Annotated in this window: 19 protein-coding genes and 1 tRNA gene; 8 read left to right on the forward strand and 12 right to left on the reverse strand. The window is 70.8% G+C overall.

From position 1 onward, the window contains the following. The first annotated feature begins 95 nt into the window (after positions 1-95). From galT to galK, 3 genes are read left to right on the forward strand one after another with little or no spacing between them, the layout of a single operon-like run. Positions 96-1,184 (forward strand): galactose-1-phosphate uridylyltransferase, encoded by a 1,089-nt coding sequence (galT, locus tag ACIQ7M_RS22080; RefSeq protein ID WP_355761098.1) that lies wholly within the window; start codon positions 96-98, stop codon positions 1,182-1,184. After that, on the forward strand, positions 1,181-2,146 hold the full coding sequence (gene galE, locus ACIQ7M_RS22085; RefSeq protein WP_386981912.1) for a UDP-glucose 4-epimerase GalE: 966 nt from the start codon (positions 1,181-1,183) through the stop codon (positions 2,144-2,146). Before galT ends, galE begins: the two co-directional genes overlap by 4 nt. A gap of 12 nt (positions 2,147-2,158) precedes the next feature. After that, positions 2,159-3,319 carry a galactokinase gene (gene galK / locus ACIQ7M_RS22090; protein WP_386981915.1) on the forward strand — a complete coding sequence of 387 codons (1,161 nt, stop codon included), beginning with the start codon at positions 2,159-2,161 and terminating at the stop codon, positions 3,317-3,319. Between the two features lie 99 nt (positions 3,320-3,418). Here galK and ACIQ7M_RS22095 read toward each other — a convergent pair whose 3' ends face one another. Beyond that, positions 3,419-3,889: a GNAT family N-acetyltransferase gene (locus ACIQ7M_RS22095; protein ID WP_403646987.1), complete on the reverse strand. Its 471-nt coding sequence runs from the start codon at positions 3,887-3,889 to the stop codon at positions 3,419-3,421. 256 nt (positions 3,890-4,145) lie between these two features. On the opposite strand from ACIQ7M_RS22095, the gene ACIQ7M_RS22100 reads away from it, so the two are divergent. Next, the gene (locus ACIQ7M_RS22100; RefSeq protein ID WP_355761089.1) at positions 4,146-4,913 is read left to right on the forward strand and encodes a response regulator transcription factor; all 768 of its coding nucleotides are present in this window, start codon (positions 4,146-4,148) and stop codon (positions 4,911-4,913) included. Here the strand turns inward: ACIQ7M_RS22100 and ACIQ7M_RS22105 are convergent. Then, positions 4,872-5,369 (reverse strand): MarR family winged helix-turn-helix transcriptional regulator, encoded by a 498-nt coding sequence (locus ACIQ7M_RS22105; RefSeq protein WP_261703948.1) that lies wholly within the window; start codon positions 5,367-5,369, stop codon positions 4,872-4,874. The two genes, ACIQ7M_RS22100 and ACIQ7M_RS22105, sit on opposite strands and share 42 nt — an antisense overlap. 172 nt (positions 5,370-5,541) lie before the next feature. Between ACIQ7M_RS22105 and ACIQ7M_RS22110 the strand changes: the two genes are divergently transcribed. Beyond that, on the forward strand, positions 5,542-6,354 hold the full coding sequence (locus ACIQ7M_RS22110) for a trans-aconitate 2-methyltransferase (RefSeq protein WP_403646814.1): 813 nt from the start codon (positions 5,542-5,544) through the stop codon (positions 6,352-6,354). After that, on the forward strand, positions 6,354-6,725 hold the full coding sequence (locus ACIQ7M_RS22115; RefSeq protein WP_403646817.1) for a VOC family protein: 372 nt from the start codon (positions 6,354-6,356) through the stop codon (positions 6,723-6,725). The genes ACIQ7M_RS22110 and ACIQ7M_RS22115 overlap by 1 nt, the downstream gene beginning before the upstream one ends. 121 nt (positions 6,726-6,846) lie before the next feature. Here ACIQ7M_RS22115 and ACIQ7M_RS22120 read toward each other — a convergent pair whose 3' ends face one another. Together ACIQ7M_RS22120 and ACIQ7M_RS22125 are read right to left on the reverse strand one after the other, a co-directional pair. Further along, positions 6,847-7,527, reverse strand: coding sequence for a TetR/AcrR family transcriptional regulator (locus ACIQ7M_RS22120; protein ID WP_355761080.1), 681 nt, complete (start codon positions 7,525-7,527; stop codon positions 6,847-6,849). Next, positions 7,524-8,534 (reverse strand): fatty acid desaturase, encoded by a 1,011-nt coding sequence (locus tag ACIQ7M_RS22125; protein WP_355761079.1) that lies wholly within the window; start codon positions 8,532-8,534, stop codon positions 7,524-7,526. Before ACIQ7M_RS22125 ends, ACIQ7M_RS22120 begins: the two co-directional genes overlap by 4 nt. Positions 8,535-8,886: 352 nt before the next feature. Between ACIQ7M_RS22125 and ppc the strand changes: the two genes are divergently transcribed. Further along, a complete protein-coding gene (gene ppc, locus ACIQ7M_RS22130; RefSeq protein WP_355761076.1) occupies positions 8,887-11,619 on the forward strand; it encodes a phosphoenolpyruvate carboxylase in 2,733 nt (910 codons plus the stop codon). A gap of 103 nt (positions 11,620-11,722) precedes the next feature. Here the strand turns inward: ppc and ACIQ7M_RS22135 are convergent, their stop codons facing one another. From ACIQ7M_RS22135 to ACIQ7M_RS22160, 6 genes are all read right to left on the reverse strand, one after another. Next, entirely contained in the window at positions 11,723-12,220 is a 498-nt protein-coding gene (locus ACIQ7M_RS22135; protein ID WP_355774907.1) for a hypothetical protein, read from the reverse strand. A gap of 127 nt (positions 12,221-12,347) precedes the next feature. Next, positions 12,348-12,959 carry an aminoacyl-tRNA hydrolase gene (gene pth, locus ACIQ7M_RS22140; RefSeq protein WP_355774909.1) on the reverse strand — a complete coding sequence of 204 codons (612 nt, stop codon included), beginning with the start codon at positions 12,957-12,959 and terminating at the stop codon, positions 12,348-12,350. A 73-nt stretch (positions 12,960-13,032) separates the two neighbouring features. Then, a complete protein-coding gene (locus ACIQ7M_RS22145) occupies positions 13,033-13,626 on the reverse strand; it encodes a 50S ribosomal protein L25/general stress protein Ctc (protein WP_355774912.1) in 594 nt (197 codons plus the stop codon). 211 nt (positions 13,627-13,837) lie between these two features. Continuing rightward, positions 13,838-14,812 carry a ribose-phosphate diphosphokinase gene (locus ACIQ7M_RS22150; RefSeq protein WP_355774915.1) on the reverse strand — a complete coding sequence of 325 codons (975 nt, stop codon included), beginning with the start codon at positions 14,810-14,812 and terminating at the stop codon, positions 13,838-13,840. Positions 14,813-14,942: 130 nt separating this feature from the next. Then, complete coding sequence (gene glmU / locus ACIQ7M_RS22155) at positions 14,943-16,391, reverse strand: bifunctional UDP-N-acetylglucosamine diphosphorylase/glucosamine-1-phosphate N-acetyltransferase GlmU (protein WP_403646829.1); 1,449 nt, start codon at positions 16,389-16,391, stop codon at positions 14,943-14,945. Positions 16,392-16,507: 116 nt separating this feature from the next. Further along, positions 16,508-16,579: transfer RNA gene (locus ACIQ7M_RS22160), tRNA-Gln, on the reverse strand. 304 nt (positions 16,580-16,883) lie between these two features. Here ACIQ7M_RS22160 and ACIQ7M_RS22165 point away from each other — a divergent pair. After that, on the forward strand, positions 16,884-18,197 hold the full coding sequence (locus ACIQ7M_RS22165) for a histidine kinase (protein ID WP_355774920.1): 1,314 nt from the start codon (positions 16,884-16,886) through the stop codon (positions 18,195-18,197). 333 nt (positions 18,198-18,530) lie between these two features. On the opposite strand, the gene ACIQ7M_RS22170 is transcribed toward ACIQ7M_RS22165, so the two are convergent. Together ACIQ7M_RS22170 and ACIQ7M_RS22175 are read right to left on the reverse strand one after the other, a co-directional pair. Then, on the reverse strand, positions 18,531-19,061 hold the full coding sequence (locus tag ACIQ7M_RS22170) for an SUKH-3 domain-containing protein (RefSeq protein ID WP_355771623.1): 531 nt from the start codon (positions 19,059-19,061) through the stop codon (positions 18,531-18,533). A 78-nt stretch (positions 19,062-19,139) separates the two neighbouring features. Then, positions 19,140-19,643, reverse strand: coding sequence for a YwqJ-related putative deaminase (locus ACIQ7M_RS22175; RefSeq protein ID WP_355771620.1), 504 nt, complete (start codon positions 19,641-19,643; stop codon positions 19,140-19,142). Positions 19,644-19,753: the final 110 nt, after the last annotated feature.

Consider the following 19,753-nt stretch of genomic DNA (forward strand, 5'->3'; position numbering starts at 1 on the left):
TGTTTGATTGTGACGTTGACTGTCGTGGTGGCTTGTGGTTTGTTGTGTTGGGTTATGTTTGAAGGTTTGATCGGGTGTTGATGGGGAGTCCGACTGTGAAGAAGACCTCGACCCGGCTCGCCGACGGTCGTGAGCTCATCTACTACGACGCGGGCGACGACCAGGTGCGCGACGCGGTGGACCGGCGCCCGCTCGATCCGACCGTCACCACCTCGGAGGTGCGCCGCGACCCGCTGCTCGGCGACTCGGTCGCGATCGCCTCGCACCGCCAGGGGCGCATCTACCACCCCCCGGCCGACGAGTGCCCGCTGTGCCCGTCCTCGGGCGACCGGCTGAGCGAGATCCCCGACTCCTCGTACGACGTCGTCGTGTTCGAGAACCGCTTCCCCTCGCTGGCCGGCGACTCCGGCCGCTGCGAGGTCGTCTGTTTCACCTCCGACCACGACGCGTCCTTCGCGGACCTGACGGAGGCACAGGCGGCCCTCGTCCTGGAGGCCTGGACGGACCGCACCGCCGAACTCTCCCATCTGCCCTCCGTCCACCAGGTCTTCTGCTTCGAGAACCGCGGCGCCGAGATCGGCGTGACGCTCGGTCACCCGCACGGGCAGATCTACGGCTACCCCTTCACCACCCCCCGTACCGCACTGATGCTGCGTTCCCTCGCCGCGCACAAGGAGGCGACCGGCGGGGAGAATCTGTTCGACGACGTCCTCGCACGTGAACTCGCCGACGGCTCCCGGATCGTCCTGTCGAGCGACCACTGGGTCGCCTTCGTCCCGTACGCCGCCCACTGGCCCTACGAGGTCCACCTCTACCCGCGCCGCCGTGTGCCCGACCTGCTCGGCCTCGACGAGGACGCGCGCACAGAATTCCCCCAGGTCTATCTGGAACTCTTGAGACGCTTCGACCGGATCTTCGACGCGGGGGACGGTGGTGAGGAAGGGGCCGGAGAGCCGCCGACGCCGTACATCGCGGCGTGGCACCAGGCTCCCTTCGGCCCGCTGGAGGAGTTCGAAGGCGTCAACCGGGACGACTTCGCGCTCCACCTCGAGCTTTTCACCATTCGCCGCACTTCCGGCAAGCTGAAGTTCCTCGCGGGTTCCGAGTCCGGCATGAACGTGTTCATCAACGACGTGCCGCCGGAATCCGCGGCTCAGCGACTGCGAGAGGTAGCGAGTTCATGAGTGGGAAGTACCTGGTCACGGGTGGAGCCGGCTATGTGGGCAGCGTGGTCGCGCGCCACCTGATCGAGGCGGGCCACGAGGTCACCGTCCTCGACAACCTCTCGACGGGCTTCCGCGAGGGCGTGCCCGCCGGTGCCGCCTTCGTCGAGGGCGACATCCGCGACGCCGCCAAGTGGCTTGACCCCTCGTACGACGCCGTCCTGCACTTCGCCGCGTTCTCGCAGGTCGGCGAGTCCGTGGTGAAGCCCGAGAAGTACTGGGACAACAACGTCGGCGGCACCATGGCCCTGCTCGCCGCGATGCGCGACGCGGGCGTGCGCACGCTGGTCTTCTCCTCCACCGCCGCGACCTACGGCGAGCCCGAGACCACCCCGATCGTGGAGTCCGCGCCGACCCGGCCCACCAACCCCTACGGCGCCTCCAAGCTCGCCGTCGACCACATGATCACCGGCGAGGCCGCCGCGCACGGACTCGGCGCCGTCTCGCTGCGCTACTTCAACGTGGCCGGCGCCTACGGCGAGAGCGGCGAGCGGCACGACCCCGAGTCGCACCTCATCCCGCTGGTCCTCCAGGTCGCGCAGGGCCGTCGCGACGCGATCTCCGTCTTCGGCGACGACTACCCGACGCCCGACGGCACCTGTGTCCGCGACTACATCCACGTCGCGGACCTCGCCGACGCGCACCTGCTGGCCCTCTCGGCCGCGACCCCCGGCGAGCACCTGATCTGCAACCTCGGCAACGGCAACGGCTTCTCCGTCCGCGAGGTCATCGAGACGGTGCGCCGGGTGACCGGACACCCGATCCCCGAGGTCGTGGCACCGCGCCGCGCCGGGGACCCGGCGGTCCTGGTCGCCTCGGCCGAGACCGCCCGGGAGCGGCTCGGCTGGAACCCGTCCCGCGCGGATCTCGCGGGGATCGTCGCGGACGCGTGGGAGTTCGCACAGAACACAGCGAAGGGATAGCGGGTGGAGCGGGTGGAGCAGGTAGGGGTACGTGGGGTACGTGAGGGCTTCGAGGAGCTGTACGGCGCCGCGCCCGAGGGCGTCTGGGCGGCGCCCGGCCGGGTCAACCTGATCGGCGAGTACACGGACTTCAACGAGGGGTTCGTGATGCCGCTCGCGCTGCCGCACACGGCGGTCGCGGCGGTGTCCCGCCGGTCCGACGGAGTGCTGCGGCTGCACTCGGCGGACATCGAAGGACCCGTCGTCGAACTGCGCGTCGACGAACTGACGCCCCGGTCGGACACCGGCTGGGCCGCCTATCCGGCGGGGGTGGTGTGGGCGCTGCGCGAGGCGGGACACGCCGTCGCCGGCGCGGACATCCATCTGGCCTCGACGGTCCCCACCGGCGCCGGGCTGTCCTCCTCGGCGGCCCTGGAGGTCGTCACCGCCCTCGCTCTCGACGAGCTGTACGGACTCGGGCTCACCCGGCCCGAGCTGGCACGGCTCGCCCAGCGCGCCGAGAACGACTTCGTCGGCGTGCCCTGCGGGGTCATGGACCAGACGGCGTCGGCGTGCTGCACCGAGGGCCACGCCCTGCACCTCGACTGCCGCGACCTCTCCATCCGCCAGATCCCCTTCGACCTCGCCTCCCAGGGTCTCGAACTCCTCGTCGTCGACACCCGGGTGAAGCACGCGCTCGGTGACGGGGCGTACGCCGAGCGGCGGGCGGGCTGTGAGGAGGGGGCTCGGCAGCTCGGGGTGTCCCATCTGCGCGATGTCCCCTACGAGGGGCTCGACGTGGCGCTCGCCCGTCTCTCCGACGAACGCGTCCGGCGCTATGTCCGCCATGTCGTCTCCGACGACCACCGGGTGGATCTGGTCGTCTCGCTGCTGGACGCGGGGGACGTGCGGGCGATCGGGCCGGTCCTGACGGACGGTCATGCCTCGCTGCGGGACGATCTGCGGATCTCCTGTCCCGAGCTGGATCTCGCGGTCTCCGCGGCGAACTCCGCCGGTGCGTTGGGGGCCCGTATGACGGGGGGTGGGTTCGGGGGGTCCGCTGTCGTGCTGGTGGAGTCCGCCGACATCGACGGTGTCACCAAGGCCGTGGTGGAGGCCTTTGCCGAGGCGGGCCATACCGCTCCGCGGGTGTTTCCGGCTGTTCCTTCGGCGGGTGCCCGGCGGGTCGGCTGACCTCGGGTTGTTTCGCCCCCTCCGCCCCGTACCCGGGGGCTCCGCCCCCGGACCCCCGCTCCTCAAACGCCGGAGGGGCTGAAACGCGTGCTGGAATTCTCAGTCGCCGGAAGAGGGTGGACTCCACCGCTTCGTCAGGGTGTACTCCGTGATTCCCGGGGGGTAGTCGGGGATCACGGACACCACCTCGTAGCCGTGTCTGCGGTAGAAGTCCGGGGCCTGGAAGTCCCAGGTCTCCAGGCGGGCCGCGTGGCAGCCGCGCTCGGTGGCGGTCCGCTCGGCCCGCGCGAGGAGCCGGGTGCCCAGGCCCGTGCCGCGGTGGCGGTCGTCGACCCACAGGTAGGTCACGTGCAGCCACGTCGTCCAGGTGTGGCCCGCCAGGCCGCCGGCCAGGGCGCCGGCCTCGTCCAAGGCCCAGACGTGCAGCGGGAGTTCCCGTTCAGCCGGGGTTCCGCGCAGCGCGCGCAGCACCGGGGACGCCGCCGTGTTCGTGTCCAGCAGCCGTCTGCGGAGCAGATCCCGCCGCTCCTTGTCGTCTCCTGTCTCGATACGAAACATACGGCTCACCATAAACGCGCTGGCCAACCAGTTCTGCAAATTGCCTTCCGCTCTCCGCCCTCGCCCGTACTCTGATGGGCAGTGCCGGTGGGGGCCGGTGCTGATCAGGGGGCGAGACAGTCGGGTACGACGCCCGAAGTGGGGGTAGCACTTCCAGCACGGCGGCGGCCGTGCGGCGGAGGCACCCCGTTTTCCGGGTCGCAAGCGGACCCGGGATCACCTCAGGCGCCGTACCCGTACGGATCGTCCCCCGACAGTGGGGGTTTCTGTGGTTCGCATCCGAGTACTGGTCGTCGACGACCATCGCATCTTCGCCGAGTCGCTCGCCGCCGCGCTCGCGGCCGAGCCCGATGTCGACGTGTCCGCCGCCGGCAGCGGTCCGGCCGCGCTGCGCTGCCTCGAACGCGCGGCGGCCGAGGGCCGCCGCTTCGACGTGCTGCTCGTCGACGCCGACCTGGGCGGCAATGTGCCCGGCATGCGCCCGGCGGTGCCCGTCCAGGAGAGCAACGAGGACGGCCTGGTCGACGGCATCTCGCTGGTCGCCGGAGTGCGTTCGGGACAGCCGGGCGTACGGACCGTCGTGCTGGCCGAGAAGGACGACCCGCGCCGGGCCGCGCTCGCCCTCCAGGCGGGAGCCTCGGGATGGGTCGCCAAGGACTGTTCGCTGTCGCGCCTGCTCACGGTCATAAGGGGTGTGCTGCGCGACGAGACCCATCTGCCGCCCGCCCTGCTGACCGGGGTGCTCCGCGAGCTCACCGCCGCGCGCAAGCACCGCACCGAGAGCGAGCGGCTCGTCGAGTCGCTGACGCCCCGCGAGCGCGAGGTGCTGCGGTGCATGGTCGCCGGGCTCGGGCGCAAGGCCGTGGCCGAGCGGCTGTTCCTGTCGCCGCACACCGTCCGCACCCATATGCAGAACGTCCTCGGCAAGCTCGGGGTGCACTCCACCCTCGCCGCCGTCGCCCTGGCCAGACGTGCCGGTGTCGGACCCGTCGACCTAACCGGGGATGTTGTCGAACGGGGCGGTCAACTGGCGTAGCAGTCCGGCCAGTTCACCGCGCTGTGCCCGGCTGAGCTCGGCGAGGATCGCACGCTCCTGGTCGAGCAGACCGGCCAGCGCCTGATCGGCGCGGTCGCACCCCTCGTCCGTGAGACGCACGAGCACGCCCCTGCGGTCGCTCGGGTCCGGGAGGCGCTCCACCAGACCCTTCTTGGTCAGACGGTCGATGCGGTTCGTCATCGTGCCGGAGGTGACGAGCGTCTGGGTCAGCAACTGTCCGGGAGAGAGCTGATACGGGGATCCCGCGCGCCGCAGCGCCGTCAGGACGTCGAACTCCCAGGGCTCCAGGCTGTGCTCGGCGAAAGCGAGCCGGCGCGCTCGGTCCAGGTGCCGGGCCAGCCTGCTCACCCGGCTGAGCACCTCGAGCGGTTCCACGTCGAGGTCCGGGCGCTCCCGGCGCCACGCAGCGACCAGCCGATCGACCTCGTCCTCCATGACGATCAGTGTAGTGGTTGTGTCGACATGAAGTCTCTTGATGTGGAGTTTCTCGACAGCGAGTCTCTTGACGTCGAGATATATTTCCTGTGAGGCTGGAGACCCGAACGGTCCGGTCACCGCCGCCCCTCCAGCGGTCCGCGACCCCGCGGCGACTTCGAGGAGGCCACCCATGGCTGCCACACCCACCTGGGACCCGGGTCAGTACCTGCGCCACTCCCGGCACCGGGCCCGCCCCTTCGCCGACCTTCTCGCCCAGGTCTCCGATCTTCCGCGCGACCCCGCCCGCATCGCGGACCTCGGCTGCGGCCCCGGCAACGTCACCGTCCAGCTCGCCGCCCGCTGGCCCACCGCCCGCATCACCGGCTACGACAACTCCGCCGACATGCTCGCCAGGACCGAGGAGCACGCCGGTCCCACGGCCGGCGGCGGACGGCTCGACTTCGCCCACGCCGACCTCACCGACTGGGCGCCCACCGAGACGTACGACCTGATCACCTCGAACGCCGCCCTCCAGTGGGTGCCGGGACACCTGGACGCGCTGCCGGGCTGGCTCGACGCCCTCGCGCCCGGCGGCACCCTCGCCTTCCAGATGCCGCACAACACCGACGCCCCGCTGCACGTCCTCCTGCGCGAACTCGCCACCTCCCCGCGCTGGAAAGGCCTCCTCGGCGACACCCTCCGCCCCGCCGACTCGGTCCACGACCCGCTCGTCTACCTGGACCGGCTGGAGAGCGCCGGCTGCCGGACGGACGTCTGGGAGACCACGTACATGCAACTGCTGACCGGTCCCGACCCCGTGCTCGACTGGGCGAAGGGGACCGCGCTGCGGCCCGTGCTGACCGCCCTCGCGGACGACCCCGAGGCCGTGGACACCTTCCTCGGCGCCTACCGGGACCTGCTGCGCGAGGCCTACCCCGCCCGGCCGTACGGCACGGTCCTGCCGTTTCGCCGGCTGTTCGCCGTCGCCCGCAAGGAGGCCTGATGCTCACCGCGCTCGACCATGTCCAGCTCGCCGCCCCGCCGGGCTCCGAGGACCGGCTGCGCGCGTACTACGCCGACGCCCTCGGCATGACCGAGACGCCCAAGCCGCCCGTCCTCGCCGCCCGCGGGGGCTGCTGGTTCCGGGCGGGGGCCGTCGAGCTGCACCTCGGGATCGAGGCGTCCTTCCGTCCCGCGAAGAAGGCCCACCCCGGACTGCGTGTCAGAGGCATCGACGCCTGTGCCGCACGGATCGAGGCCGCCGGCTTCCCCGTCGTCTGGGACGAGGACCTGCCCGGCCACCGGCGCTTCTTCTCCGAGGACCCCGTCGGCAACCGCCTCGAATTCCTGGAGCCGGACCCGGCGCCGGGCTGAGCCGCCTGCGGCGCGGGGAGCCGGACCGGGCGGTGAAGCGCCGAGTCGCCCCCGGCGCGGGGGGCCGGGGGCGACTCGGGCCGAGCCCGGCCGAGACCGGGCCGGGGGTGGGACTTACGCCCTAGGCCTTGCGATGCCCTATCAAGCGCGGCTTCGGCTCCAGGCCGTCCAGGCCGTGCCACGCCAGATTCACCAGATGCGCGGCCACCTCCGCCTTGCGCGGCTTGCGGACGTCCAGCCACCACTGGCCCGTCAGCGCGACCATGCCGACCAGGGCCTGGGCGTACAGCGGCGCCAGCTTCGAGTCGAAGCCGCGGCTCTTGAACTCGCGGCCCAGGATGTCCTCCACCTGGGTGGCGATGTCCGAGATCAAGGACGCGAACGAACCCGTCGACTGCGGGATGGGGGAGTCACGGACCAGGATGCGGAACCCGTCCGTGTACTCCTCGATGTAGTCCAGGAGAGCGAACGCCGCCTGCTCGCACAGCTCCCGCGGATGGCCCGCCGTCAGCGACCCGGTCACCATGTCGAGGAGTCGCCGCATCTCGCGGTCCACCACCACCGCGTAGAGACCCTCCTTGCCGCCGAAGTGCTCGTAGACCACCGGCTTGGAGACACCGGCCTTGGCCGCGATCTCCTCCACCGACGTGCCCTCGAACCCCTTGGCCGCGAACAGGGTGCGGCCGATCTCCAGCAGCTGCTGACGGCGCTCGGCGCCGGTCATGCGGGTGCGGCGCGCGCGCCGCGGCTTTTCGTTGCTGCTCGGGGTGCTGCTGGAGTCGGTCGCCACGCCGTCAATCATGCCGCTTCAGCGGTTTCCGTCTTGCGTCGGGAGTTGTTCCCGTCGTCGTTGCGGCGCGAATCGATACGCGAGCGTGACGGCCAGCGCACGTCGTAGGCCCAGCCGAGCTGCTCGCACCAGCGGATGATCCGCGCCGACGAGTCGATCTGGCCGCGGTCCACACCGTGCCGGGCGGACGTCGGGTCGGAGTGGTGGAGGTTGTGCCAGGACTCCCCGCACGAGAGCACCGCCAGCCACCACACGTTGCCCGAACGGTCACGCGACTTGAACGGACGCTTGCCGACCGCGTGACAGATCGAGTTGATCGACCAGGTCACGTGGTGCAGCAGCGCGACCCGGACGAGTGACCCCCAGAAGAATCCGGTGAAGGCGCCCCACCACGACATCGTCACCAGACCGCCGATCAGGGCCGGCAGGGCCAGCGAGAGCAGGGTCCAGAGGAGGAACTGACGCGAGATCGCCCGGATCACCGGGTCCTTGACCAGATCGGGCGCGTACTTCTCCTGCGAGGTCCGCTCCTCGTCGAACATCCATCCGATGTGCGCCCACCACAGGCCCTTCATCAGCGCGGGGACCGTCTCGCCGTAACGCCACGGCGAGTGCGGGTCACCCTCCGCGTCGGAGAACTTGTGGTGCTTGCGGTGGTCGGCGACCCAGCGCACGAGTGGGCCCTCGACCGCCATCGATCCCGCGACCGCGATCGCGATCCGCAGGGGCTGCTTCGCCTTGAAGGAGCCGTGCGTGAAGTAGCGGTGGTAACCGATCGTCACACCGTGGCAGCCCAGGTAGTAGAAGAAGACCAGCAGGCCGACGTCCAGCCAGCTCAGCCCCCGTCCCCAGGCCAGCGGCACCGCCGCCAGCAGAGCCAGGAACGGAACAGCGATGAAGAGGAGAAGGGTGATCTGTTCGAGTGACCCCTTCTTCTCGCCGCCGAGGGTCGCGGCGGGGAGCGAGGTGCCGTCGTCCGCCCGCGGGGCGTCGTCGATCACATCGGAACTCGTGGTCATGGGCGTCCCCTGTGGGGTTCGAGGGTGAGGAACGGCGGGGAAGAGTGTCCGGGTGCGAAACCCAGGGTCTCCCCGTCGTCCGACGGGAGTACCTACGGGTCCGTAACCTACGGCGTCGTAAGTATGTCAGCGCGTAGCCCGGCGGCAAGAGCCCGTGAGCCTGCGCGTCCGAGGGGACACCTATCCTTGGTATCGGTCGGACAGCGCGGTCCGTTCTGATTTCTTCCCGGATGCCACCTCTTCAAGCGGCACCCGCCGCGCGCGGTCGTCACCCGGGTTCCCTCCCAGCCGAGCTTCAGACGAGATTCCCCCACTCTTCAGACGAGCTTCACCACTGCAAGGAGCCGCACCTGTGAGCAGTGCCGACGACCAGACCACGACGACCAGCAGCGAACTGCGCGCCGACATCCGCCGCCTGGGCGACCTGCTCGGAGAGACCCTCGTACGGCAGGAGGGTCCCGAGCTACTGGAACTGGTCGAGAAGGTCCGCCGCCTGACCCGCGAGGACGGCGAGGCCGCCGCCGAGCTGCTGCGCGGCACCGAGCTGGAGACCGCCGCCAAGCTGGTCCGCGCCTTTTCGACCTACTTCCACCTCGCCAACGTCACCGAGCAGGTGCACCGCGGCCGCGAGCTGCGCGCCAAGCGCGCCGCCGAGGGCGGCCTCCTCGCCCGTACGGCCGACCGGCTCAAGGACGCCGACCCCGAGCACCTGCGCCAGACGGTCAAGAACCTCAACGTCCGCCCGGTGTTCACCGCCCACCCCACGGAGGCGGCCCGGCGCTCGGTCCTCAACAAGCTGCGGCGCATCGCCGCGCTCCTCGAGACCCCCGTCATCGAGGCCGACCGCCGCCGGTACGACACCCGCCTCGCCGAGAACATCGACCTCGTGTGGCAGACCGACGAGCTCCGCGTCGTGCGTCCCGAGCCCGCCGACGAGGCCCGCAACGCCATCTATTACCTGGACGAGCTGCACGCCGGCGCCGTCGGCGACGTCCTGGAGGACCTCACCGCCGAACTCGAACGCGTCGGCGTCGCCCTCCCGGAGGACACCCGTCCCCTCACCTTCGGCACCTGGATCGGCGGGGACCGCGACGGCAACCCGAACGTCACCCCGGACGTCACCTGGGACGTCCTGATCCTCCAGCACGAGCACGGCATCAACGACGCCCTGGAACTCATCGACGAGCTCCGCGGTTTCCTGTCGAACTCCATCCGCTACACCGGCGCGACCGAGGAGCTCCTGGAGTCCCTCCAGTGCGACCTGGAGCGCCTGCCGGAGATCAGCCCCCGCTACAAGCGCCTCAACGCCGAAGAGCCCTACCGCCTCAAGGCCACCTGCATCCGGCAGAAGCTGGAGAACACCAAGCTCCGCCTGGCCAAGGGCACGCCCCACGAGGACGGCCGCGACTACCTCGGCACCGGCGAGCTGCTGCGCGACCTCACCCTCATCCAGTCCTCGCTGCGCGAGCACCGCGGTGCCCTGTTCGCCGACGGCCGGATGAACCGCACCATCCGCACGCTCGCCGCGTTCGGCCTCCAGCTCGCCACCATGGACGTACGCGAGCACGCGGACGCCCACCACCACGCCCTCGGCCAGCTCTTCGACCGCCTCGGCGAGGAGTCCTGGCGCTACGTGGACATGCCGCGCGACTACCGCGCCAAGCTCCTCGCCAAGGAACTGCGCTCCCGGCGGCCGCTCGCCCCCACCCCCGCGCCGCTCGACGCCGCGGGAGAGAAGACCCTCGGCGTCTTCGAGACCGTCAAGAAGGCCCTGAAGATCTTCGGGCCCGAGGTCATCGAGTCGTACATCATCTCGATGTGCCAGGGCGCCGACGACGTCTTCGCCGCCGCCGTCCTCGCCCGCGAGGCCGGACTCCTCGACCTGCACGCCGGCTGGGCGAAGATCGGCATCGTGCCGCTCCTGGAGACCACCGACGAGCTCAAGGCCGCGGACACCATCCTGGAGGACATGCTCTCCGACCCCTCGTACCGCCGGCTCGTGGCGCTGCGCGGGGACGTCCAGGAGGTCATGCTCGGCTACTCCGACTCCTCCAAGTTCGGCGGCATCACCACCTCGCAGTGGGAGATCCACCGCGCCCAGCGCCGGCTCCGCGACGTCGCCCACCGCTACGGCGTACGTCTGCGGCTCTTCCACGGCCGCGGCGGCACCGTCGGCCGCGGCGGCGGCCCCTCGCACGACGCGATCCTCGCGCAGCCCTGGGGCACCCTGGAGGGCGAGATCAAGGTGACCGAGCAGGGCGAGGTCATCTCCGACAAGTACCTGGTCCCCTCGCTCGCCCGCGAGAACCTCGAACTGACGGTCGCCGCCACCCTCCAGGCGTCCGCCCTGCACACCGCGCCCCGCCAGTCCGACGAGGCGCTGGCCCGCTGGGACGCGGCGATGGACGTCGTCTCCGACGCCGCCCACTCCGCCTACCGCAGGCTCGTCGAGGACCCCGACCTGCCGACGTACTTCCTCGCCTCCACGCCGGTCGACCAGCTCGCCGACCTGCACCTGGGCTCGCGGCCCTCCCGCCGCCCCGGCTCGGGCGTCTCACTCGACGGACTGCGCGCCATCCCGTGGGTCTTCGGCTGGACCCAGTCCCGGCAGATCGTGCCCGGCTGGTTCGGCGTCGGCTCCGGCCTCAAGGCGCTGCGCGAGGCCGGCCTGGACACCGTGCTCGACGAGATGCACGAGCAGTGGCACTTCTTCCGGAACTTCCTCTCGAACGTCGAGATGACCCTCGCGAAGACCGATCTGCGGATCGCCCGCCACTACGTCGACACCCTCGTCCCCGACGAGCTCAAGCACGTCTTCGACGCCATCGAGGCCGAGCACGAGCTCACCGTGCGCGAGGTGCTGCGCATCACCGGCGGCGAGAAGCTGCTCGACACCCACCCGGTGCTCCAGCAGACCTTCGCCATCCGCGACGCCTACCTGGACCCGATCTCCTACCTCCAGGTCGCGCTCCTCAAGCGTCAGCGCGACGAGGCCGCGGCCGGCCAGGCGGCCGACCCGCTGCTCTCGCGGGCCCTGCTCCTGACCGTCAACGGTGTGGCGGCGGGCCTGCGCAACACCGGCTGAGTCGGCGCCGCCGGACACCGGCGGACGGACGAGAAGGCGCCCTTCGCGCTCGTACCCGTACGAGCGCGAAGGGCGCCTTCATGTGTCCGTGCCGCGTGTCCGCCTACACGACCAGGAACGTCGCCGTCAGCAGGGCCATCCCCGTGCCCGCCATCAGCCAGGCCACGCGGGTCAGCCGCAGACCGCCCGCCACCACGACCGAGGCGAGCAGCAGGGCGCCCCCGAGCGGGACCCAGGCGTAGAGCAGGCCGGCCGGGCCGCTGCGGACGACCTCGTCGCTGCCCGGCTTCACCGTGACCGTGTACGTCCGGCCCTTCTCCACCGCCACCGACTCGTCGATGACGACATGGGCCCGTGCCCGCGAACCGGACGACGCCGGCGTGTACGGACCCGTACAGACGTCCCCCGAGCACGACCGCACCGCGATCGTGCCCTGTTCCCGGCCCTTGCTCAGCATCACGTGCTGCGCGGTGCCCCAGGAGGCCCACACGCCCGCGATCAGGATGAGCCCGGTGACCACGCCCATCGCCGCGAGCTGTCCGAAACGCAGCGCCGCGAACGCGCTCTGACGTGAGGTGACGGCACGCATGGCGGGGATCATTGGCCATGGCCGCGCGCTGGGTCAACCCCGGCGGGGGACAAGTCGGCAGTTGTGCGCGTACGTCGACCACCGGGCCCCGGCCGCCCGGCCCGCGTGCGCGGTTCCCGGGGTCCTCACGGGCCGCCCGTCAGGAGTTGTACGTGCCCTGGGCCCGCTCCAGGCCCTCGATCACCAGACACTCCACCGCGTCCGCCGCCCGGTCGACGAAGTAGTCCAGCTCCTTGCGCTCGGTGGACCCGAAGTCCTTCAGCACGAAGTCCGCGACCTGCATACGGCCCGGAGGACGCCCGATGCCGAACCGCACCCGGTGATAGTCCGCGCCCATCGCCTTCGTCATGGACTTCAGACCGTTGTGGCCGTTGTCGCCGCCGCCCAGCTTCAGCCGCAGCACGCCGTAGTCGATGTCGAGCTCGTCGTGGACCGCCACGATGTTCGCCGTCGGCACCTTGTAGAAGTCCCGCAGCGCGGTCACCGGGCCGCCGGACAGGTTCATGTACGACATCGGCTTGGCCAGGATCACCCGGCGGTTGGCCGGGCCGGGCGGTCCGATCCGCCCCTCGATCACCTGGGCCTGCGCCTTGCCCGCCCGCTTGAACTTCCCGCCGATCCGCCCGGCCAGCAGGTCGGCCACCATGAAGCCCACGTTGTGCCGGTTCATGGCGTACTCGGGGCCCGGGTTGCCGAGGCCCACGATCAGCCAGGGCGCATTGGCGTCGGTCGTCACGTCCGTGTCTCCCATGTGTCCTTGATACGCGGCAGCCGCCGCTCCCGGCAGGAGCGGCGGCTGCCGCAGATGAAGATTTCCCGGGGGATCAGGCCTCGGCGGCCGCGTCGCCCGCGGTCTCGCCCTCGGCGGCCGGCTCCTCGGCCTGCGCCGACAGGACCTGGATGACGACCGCGTCCTCGTCGATCGCCAGCGTGGTGCCCTTGGGGAGCTTGATGTCCTTGGCGTGGATGGAGGCACCGGCCTCCAGGCCCGCGATGGAGACGGTGACCGACTCCGGGATGTGGGTGGCCTCGGCCTCGACCGTCAGGGTGTTCAGCACGTTCTCGACGAGGAAGCTGCCCGGGGCCAGCTCGCCCTCGGTCTGCACGAAGACCTCGACGGTGACCTTCTCGCCGCGCTTCACGAGGAGCAGGTCGACGTGGTCGAGGCTGCCCTTGATGGCGTCACGCTGGACGGCCTTCGGGATCGCCAGCTCGGTCTTGCCCTCGATGTCCAGGGTGAGCAGGACGTTCGGGGTACGCAGGGCGAGAAGCAGCTCGTGGCCCGGAAGCGTGATGTGGACCGGCTCGGTGCCGTGGCCGTAGACGACCGCGGGAACCCTGGCCTCACGGCGGATGCGGCGGGCGGCACCCTTGCCGAACTCGGTGCGGGTCTCGGCGGCGAGCTTGACCTCGGACATGTTCACTCCTCGTAGAACGTGGGGAAAGAGGTCACCCGGCCAAAACATCGGCCTGCTACGAAGAGCGCGTCGATAACGGACCGCCGCACACAGAAGTGCGGCCTCCCTCGCCGAGCAACTGTGACAGCTTACGGGGCGGGGAGGCCGTACAAGAAATCGATCTAGGCGGCCGGTCGGCGGCGAGGTCCGCTGCCGACCGGCGGGGTATGGCCTACTGCTCCTCGAACAGGCTCGTCACCGAGCCGTCCTCGAAGACCTCACGCACCGCGTCGGCGATCGTCGGAGCGATCGACAGCACCGTGATCTTGTCGAGCTCCAGCTCGCCCGGGGTCGGCAGGGTGTCCGTGAAGATGAACTCGCTGACCTTGGAGTTCTTCAGACGGTCGGCCGCCGGGCCGGAGAGCACACCGTGCGTGGCCGTCACGATGACGTCCTCCGCGCCGTGCGCGAAGAGCGCGTCGGCGGCGGCGCAGATGGTGCCGCCGGTGTCGATCATGTCGTCGACGAGGACGCAGACGCGGCCCTTCACGTCACCGACCACCTCGTGGACGGTGACCTGGTTGGCGACGTCCTTGTCGCGGCGCTTGTGCACGATGGCCAGCGGAGCGTCCAGGCGGTCGCACCAGCGGTCGGCGACCCGCACCCGGCCGGCGTCCGGGGAGACGACGGTGAGCTTGGACCTGTCGACCTTCGCGCCCACGTAGTCGGCGAGGATCGGCAGCGCGAACAGGTGGTCCACCGGGCCGTCGAAGAAGCCCTGGATCTGGTCGGTGTGCAGATCGACCGTGAGGATGCGGTCCGCGCCGGCCGTCTTCATCAGGTCCGCGACCAGACGCGCCGAGATCGGTTCACGTCCACGGTGCTTCTTGTCCTGACGGGCGTAACCGTAGAAGGGCACGATCACGGTGATGCTCCGGGCGGAGGCCCGCTTGAGAGCGTCGATCATGATGAGCTGTTCCATGATCCACTTGTTGATGGGAGCCGTGTGGCTCTGCATCAGGAAGCAGTCGGCGCCGCGCGCGGACTCCTGGTAGCGGATGTAGATCTCGCCGTTCGCGAAGTCGAAGGCCTTCGTCGGGACGACCCCGACACCCAGCTTGTGGGCGACCTCCTGGGCAAGCTCGGGGTGGGCGCGGCCGGAGAAGAACATCATCTTCTTCTTGCCGGTCGTCTTGATCCCGGTCACAGCACTGTCTCCTCAGAGGTCATCTCAGCGGGCGTGAGAGGTCTTCTCGGCTGGGTCGCGAGAGGGCTTCTCAGCGGGGTGCGGGTGTGCACTTATCACGGTACGCCGTCCCAGACGTGCCGTTTTCCGGTCAGCCTTCGCCTTCCGGTTCCCGGGAGGCGGTCTCCGCGGCCTTCGCGGCGGCGCTTCCGGGGCGCTTGCGAGCCACCCAGCCCTCGATATTGCGCTGCTGGCCACGGGCCACGGCCAGCGAACCGGGCGGCACGTCCTTCGTGATGACGGAGCCCGCCGCGGTGTACGCGCCGTCCCCGACCGTGACAGGAGCCACAAACATGTTGTCCGAACCCGTACGGCAGTGCGAGCCGATCGTGGTGTGGTGCTTCTCCTGCCCGTCGTAGTTCACGAACACGCTGGCGGCACCGATGTTCGAGTACTCGCCGATCGTCGCGTCACCGACGTACGACAGGTGCGGGATCTTCGTCCCCTCGCCGATCGTCGCGTTCTTCGTCTCGACGTACGTGCCGACCTTGGCCTTCAGGCCGATCCGGGTGCCCGGACGCAGATACGCGAACGGGCCCACCTTGGCCTGCGGGCCCACCTCGGCGGTGTCGGCCACGGTGTTGTCGACGCGGGCGCCGGCACCCACCCGGGTGTCCTTCAGACGGCAGTTGGGCCCGACCTCGGCGCCCTCGGCGACATGCGTGGCGCCCTGGAGCTGCGTCCCGGGGTGCACGATCGCGTCCTGCTCGAAGGTGACCGTCGCGTCGACCCAGGTCGTCGCGGGGTCGATCACGCTGACGCCCGCGAGCATGGCCCGCGTGAGCAGCCGGTCGTTCAGGATGCGGCGGGCCTCGGCGAGCTGGACGCGGTTGTTGATGCCGGCGATCTCGCGGTGGTCGGCGGCGACGGCCGCGCCCACCCGGTGCCCGGCCTCGCGCAGGATCCCGAGGACGTCCGTCAGGTACTCCTCGCCCTGGCTGTTGTCCGTGCGCACCTTGCCGAGCGCGTCGGCGAGGAGCTGGCCGTCGAAGGCGAAGACGCCCGAGTTGATCTCGCGGATCGCGCGCTGCGAGTCGGTCGCGTCCTTGTGCTCGACGATCGCGGTGACCGCGCCGCTGGCGCCGTCCCGCACGATGCGGCCGTAGCCGGTGGCGTCGGGGACCTCGGCGGTCAGCACGGTGACGGCGTTGCCGTCGGCGCTGTGGGTCGAGGCCAGCGCGAGCAGGGTCTCTCCGCTGAGCAGGGGGGTGTCGCCGCAGACCACGACGACAGTGCCGTCCACGCCGCCGCCGAGCTCTTCGAGGCCCATCCGTACCGCGTGCCCGGTGCCGTTCTGCTCGGCCTGCACCGCCGTCCGGACGTCGGAGTCGATCTCCGCGAGGTGCCCGACGACCTTCTCGCGGGCGTGACCGATGACGACGACCAGGTTCTCGGGGTCCAACTCACGTGCGGCGGCCAGCACATGACCGACGAGGGAGCGTCCGCAGATGTCGTGCAGAACCTTGGGTGTGGCCGATTTCATACGGGTGCCCTCACCCGCTGCGAGTACGACGACGGCTGCCGGGCGATTGGTGCTCACGGGGTTGCCCTTCGGCTTCGGATGGCGGGGTGTGGACATCCGCAGGATACCGGGGCGAATCAGGAGGGACGCGGGAGAGGGCCTGATGGCACTGTCAGGGGCCGGATCGACCAAGGCTCCCCCGCCAGGACTCGAACCCGGACAGATGGCACCAAAAGCCACAGTGCTGCCAATTACACCACGGGGGAATGAACTCGATCGAACCGGACAATTGGTCGGCTCGTCGAGTCGGCACCCAACACTATGCCGTACCGGATGCCCTCCGTGCGACGGTACAACTCGGCGCTTCCCGCGCGGCAGATGACCGAGTGGTCCCGGAGGCCGTCCGAGGCGTCCGCGGCGGTCCGGTGTTTGCGTTCCTGTGCACGCGGGACCGGGAGCGGCCCGGGGCCGGTGGCGTTCCCGGGGCGGCTGAATCCGGCGGGGGTGTGGTGTAGGCCAGTCGGAGAAACTCACCGGAAATGGTTCGGGGTGCAACCGTAGGCTGGAGGCATGACCACGACGGGGGAAGAGCACACCGGGGCCGGGAACGGGCCGTGGTGGTGGGTCGGATGGCGCGGTGCGGTGTTGGACGGGGGGCTCGCTCTGGCGTCCGCGTTCGAGTGCGGAGGCGAGGGGGTCCGCTTCGCCCACGACGCGGGGCTGCCCGTTCCGGTGGGGGTCGCGTTCGGGACGGTGGCCGGGTCCGTACTGCTGGTACGGCGGAAGTGGCCGATCGCGGTCGTCCTGGTGTCCATCGCCATCACGCCCGCCCAGATGGGGTTCCTGATGGGACTCGTCGGGCTCTACACACTCGCCGCCTCCGAGCTGCCGCGGCGCATCACCGCGGCACTGGCCGGGATGTCCTTCGCCGGCATGCTGATCGTCACGTTCGTCCGGGCGCACCAGAGCGTCGTGGACGGGGACGTGCCGATGGGGAACTGGCTCGTCCCCTTCGCCTCCATCACGACGGCCATCGGGATGACCGCGCCGCCCGTGCTGCTCGGGCTGTACATGGGGGCCAGGCGCCGGCTCATGGAGAGCCTGCGGGAGCGGGCGGACTCGCTGGAGCGGGAGTTGCAGCTTCTCGCGGAGCGGGCGGAGGAGCGGGCGGAGTGGGCGCGCAACGAGGAGCGCACCCGGATCGCGCGGGAGATGCACGACGTGGTCGCGCACCGGGTCTCGCTGATGGTCGTCCACGCGGCGGCGCTTCAGGCTGTCGCCCGGAAGGATCCCGAGAAGGCCGTGAAGAACGCCGCTCTGGTGGGGGACATGGGGCGGCAGGCGCTGACCGAGCTGAGAGAGATGCTGGGGGTGCTCCGCACGGGGGACGGGTTGCGGGCGCGCGTGCCGTCGGTGCCGCTGGCGGCCGTGGGGGCCGCCGCGGCCGCCGCCGCGTCGCGGGCGGCCGGCGACTCCTCCGGGGCCGGTGAGGGGCCGAGTCTGGCCGAGATCGACGAGCTGATCGGGCAGTCGGCGGCGGCCGGGATGGTCGTGGCCCTGTCGGTCGAGGGGGACATGCGGGCGTACGCCCGTGAGATCGAGCAGACCGCGTACCGGGTGGTGCAGGAGGCGTTGACGAACGTCCACAAGCACGCGGCGGGGGCCAAGACGTATGTCCGGCTGGCGCATCGGGTGTCCGAGATCGCGATGCAGGTGGAGAACGAGTGTCCGCCGGAGGTGGCGGCGGGGTCCTCCGTCGGGCTGCCCAGTGGGGGGAACGGGCTGCTGGGGATGAAGGAACGGGTGGCCGCGCTCGGGGGTGTGTTCGTGTCGGGGCCTACGGATGCGGGTGGGTTCCGGGTGTCGGCGGTCATCCCGGCGTAGCCCTCCGGGCGCTCGCCGGGTCCGGGTCCGGGTCCGGGTCCGGGTTCGGCCGGTGGGTGGGTCGGGGCCGTGCCGGTGCATCAGCCCGTCGCCGTCGGACGGAGATGTGGCCGTCGGTGGCGACGGGCATCGATGTACCGGCACGTCCCCGACGGCCCGCGGCCGGCTGCGGGTGCGTCGTGGTGACCCGTCCACATCCCAGCCCTGGCCGGGCAAAGTTTCAGCTCCGGCCGGGAAATTTCAGCCCCTCCGGCGTTTGAGGAGCGGGGTCCGGGGCGGAGCCCCGGGTGTGGGTCGGGTAGGGGCGGAGGGGGCGAAGAAGGCTGGGTGGGGTTACGCCGTGGTCAGGCGGGGTGGGGCTGTGCCGGTGAGGAGGGTGGTCAGGGCCGCGTCGATGTGGGGGCCCAGATACCAGTCGCCGGTGTGGTCGAGGGCGTAGACGCGCCCCTCGGCGTCGATGGCGAGCAGCGCGTGGGAGTCGGGTTCCTCACCCAGCGGGCACACCTCGGTGTCGAGCGCGCGCCCGAGATCGCCGAGGGTCCGGGCCATGTGCAGCCCGTGCAGGGGATCGAGATGCAGCAGGGCGGGGGCCACCTGGCGCCCGGGCCCCGCGGCACCGACCCGCAGCCCCCCGAACTCCGCCCAGGCCTCGACCGCCGCAGGGAACACGGAGTGCCGGTGCCCGGCCGGCGACGCGTGTCCGCGCAGCTCGTCGGCCCAGTACTCGGCCTGCTTTATGTCCCAGCGTCCCGGCTGCCATCCCGCCGAGCGCAGTGCGGCGTCCACCGGTTCGGGGAAGCGCGACGGAGGTCCCCCCTGTCCGGGTGGGGAGAAGAGGCTGGAGGAGGAGCGTTCGGAGTGCATCTGCCCTTCGTTCGTCGAGGGATGGGACATCGGCGTCGCGGGACGCCGTCATACGTACGTAGCCGGGGGAGGGGGAGTTCAGGCGTCCGGTGCGGCCGGGTCGACGACGCGTACGCCGAAGTGGCCGCTGAGCGCCGTGCAGGAGCGGCAGGGCGGGGCGAAACTGCCGTGCAGCGGGTCGCCGTCCTCGCGGATGCGGCGCGCGGTGAGCTTGGCTCCCTTGAGGGCCCTGCGGGCCTCGCCGTTGGACATCGGCTTGCGGCCGGCACGCCTGCTGCGTTCGGCGTCGGCCGAGGCGATCTGCCGGGAGATCAGGATGGCCTCGGCGCAGCGGCCGGTGAAGCGGTCGCGCTGCGCGTTCGTGAGGGTGTCGAGGAAGTCCTGGACCAGCGGGTGAAGGACGGGTGGCTGGTCGCCGCGCGCTGCCGTGCCGGTGAGGGTGGCGCCGCGGACGGAGAGGGCGGCGGCGACGGTGGGGAGTATGCCGTCGCGGCGGTACAGCAGGGCGGGAGCGTGCAGCGCTTCGGCGCTGCTCCAGCCGACCCGGGGGTCCCCGGACGTGCCCGTATGCGTCGCGTTCATGATCGTCTTTCCCTCCCGTGCATCCCCCGGTGCGGAGACAGACTGCCAAATGCCATGGCGGGAGCGGTAGCTGGGGCGCCGCGACACGCCAGGGCTTCGGCATACGGTCA

Origin of the sequence: Streptomyces sp. NPDC096324 (assembly GCF_044763015.1) — a bacterium.
GTDB lineage: Bacteria > Actinomycetota > Actinomycetes > Streptomycetales > Streptomycetaceae > Streptomyces.

What these genes read in the sequence shown, in the direction of transcription:
- galE (WP_386981912.1), top strand. Translation starts at nt 1,181, where the DNA reads ATGAGTGGGAAGTACCTGGTCACGGGTGGAGCCGGCTATGTGGGCAGC.
- ACIQ7M_RS22095 (WP_403646987.1), bottom strand. Translation starts at nt 3,889, where the DNA reads ATGGTGAGCCGTATGTTTCGTATCGAGACAGGAGACGACAAGGAGCGG.
- ACIQ7M_RS22105 (WP_261703948.1), bottom strand. Translation starts at nt 5,369, where the DNA reads ATGGAGGACGAGGTCGATCGGCTGGTCGCTGCGTGGCGCCGGGAGCGC.
- ACIQ7M_RS22110 (WP_403646814.1), top strand. Translation starts at nt 5,542, where the DNA reads ATGGCTGCCACACCCACCTGGGACCCGGGTCAGTACCTGCGCCACTCC.
- ACIQ7M_RS22115 (WP_403646817.1), top strand. Translation starts at nt 6,354, where the DNA reads ATGCTCACCGCGCTCGACCATGTCCAGCTCGCCGCCCCGCCGGGCTCC.
- ACIQ7M_RS22120 (WP_355761080.1), bottom strand. Translation starts at nt 7,527, where the DNA reads ATGATTGACGGCGTGGCGACCGACTCCAGCAGCACCCCGAGCAGCAAC.
- ACIQ7M_RS22125 (WP_355761079.1), bottom strand. Translation starts at nt 8,534, where the DNA reads ATGACCACGAGTTCCGATGTGATCGACGACGCCCCGCGGGCGGACGAC.
- ACIQ7M_RS22135 (WP_355774907.1), bottom strand. Translation starts at nt 12,220, where the DNA reads ATGATCCCCGCCATGCGTGCCGTCACCTCACGTCAGAGCGCGTTCGCG.
- pth (WP_355774909.1), bottom strand. Translation starts at nt 12,959, where the DNA reads ATGGGAGACACGGACGTGACGACCGACGCCAATGCGCCCTGGCTGATC.
- ACIQ7M_RS22145 (WP_355774912.1), bottom strand. Translation starts at nt 13,626, where the DNA reads ATGTCCGAGGTCAAGCTCGCCGCCGAGACCCGCACCGAGTTCGGCAAG.
- ACIQ7M_RS22165 (WP_355774920.1), top strand. Translation starts at nt 16,884, where the DNA reads ATGACCACGACGGGGGAAGAGCACACCGGGGCCGGGAACGGGCCGTGG.
- ACIQ7M_RS22170 (WP_355771623.1), bottom strand. Translation starts at nt 19,061, where the DNA reads ATGCACTCCGAACGCTCCTCCTCCAGCCTCTTCTCCCCACCCGGACAG.
- ACIQ7M_RS22175 (WP_355771620.1), bottom strand. Translation starts at nt 19,643, where the DNA reads ATGAACGCGACGCATACGGGCACGTCCGGGGACCCCCGGGTCGGCTGG.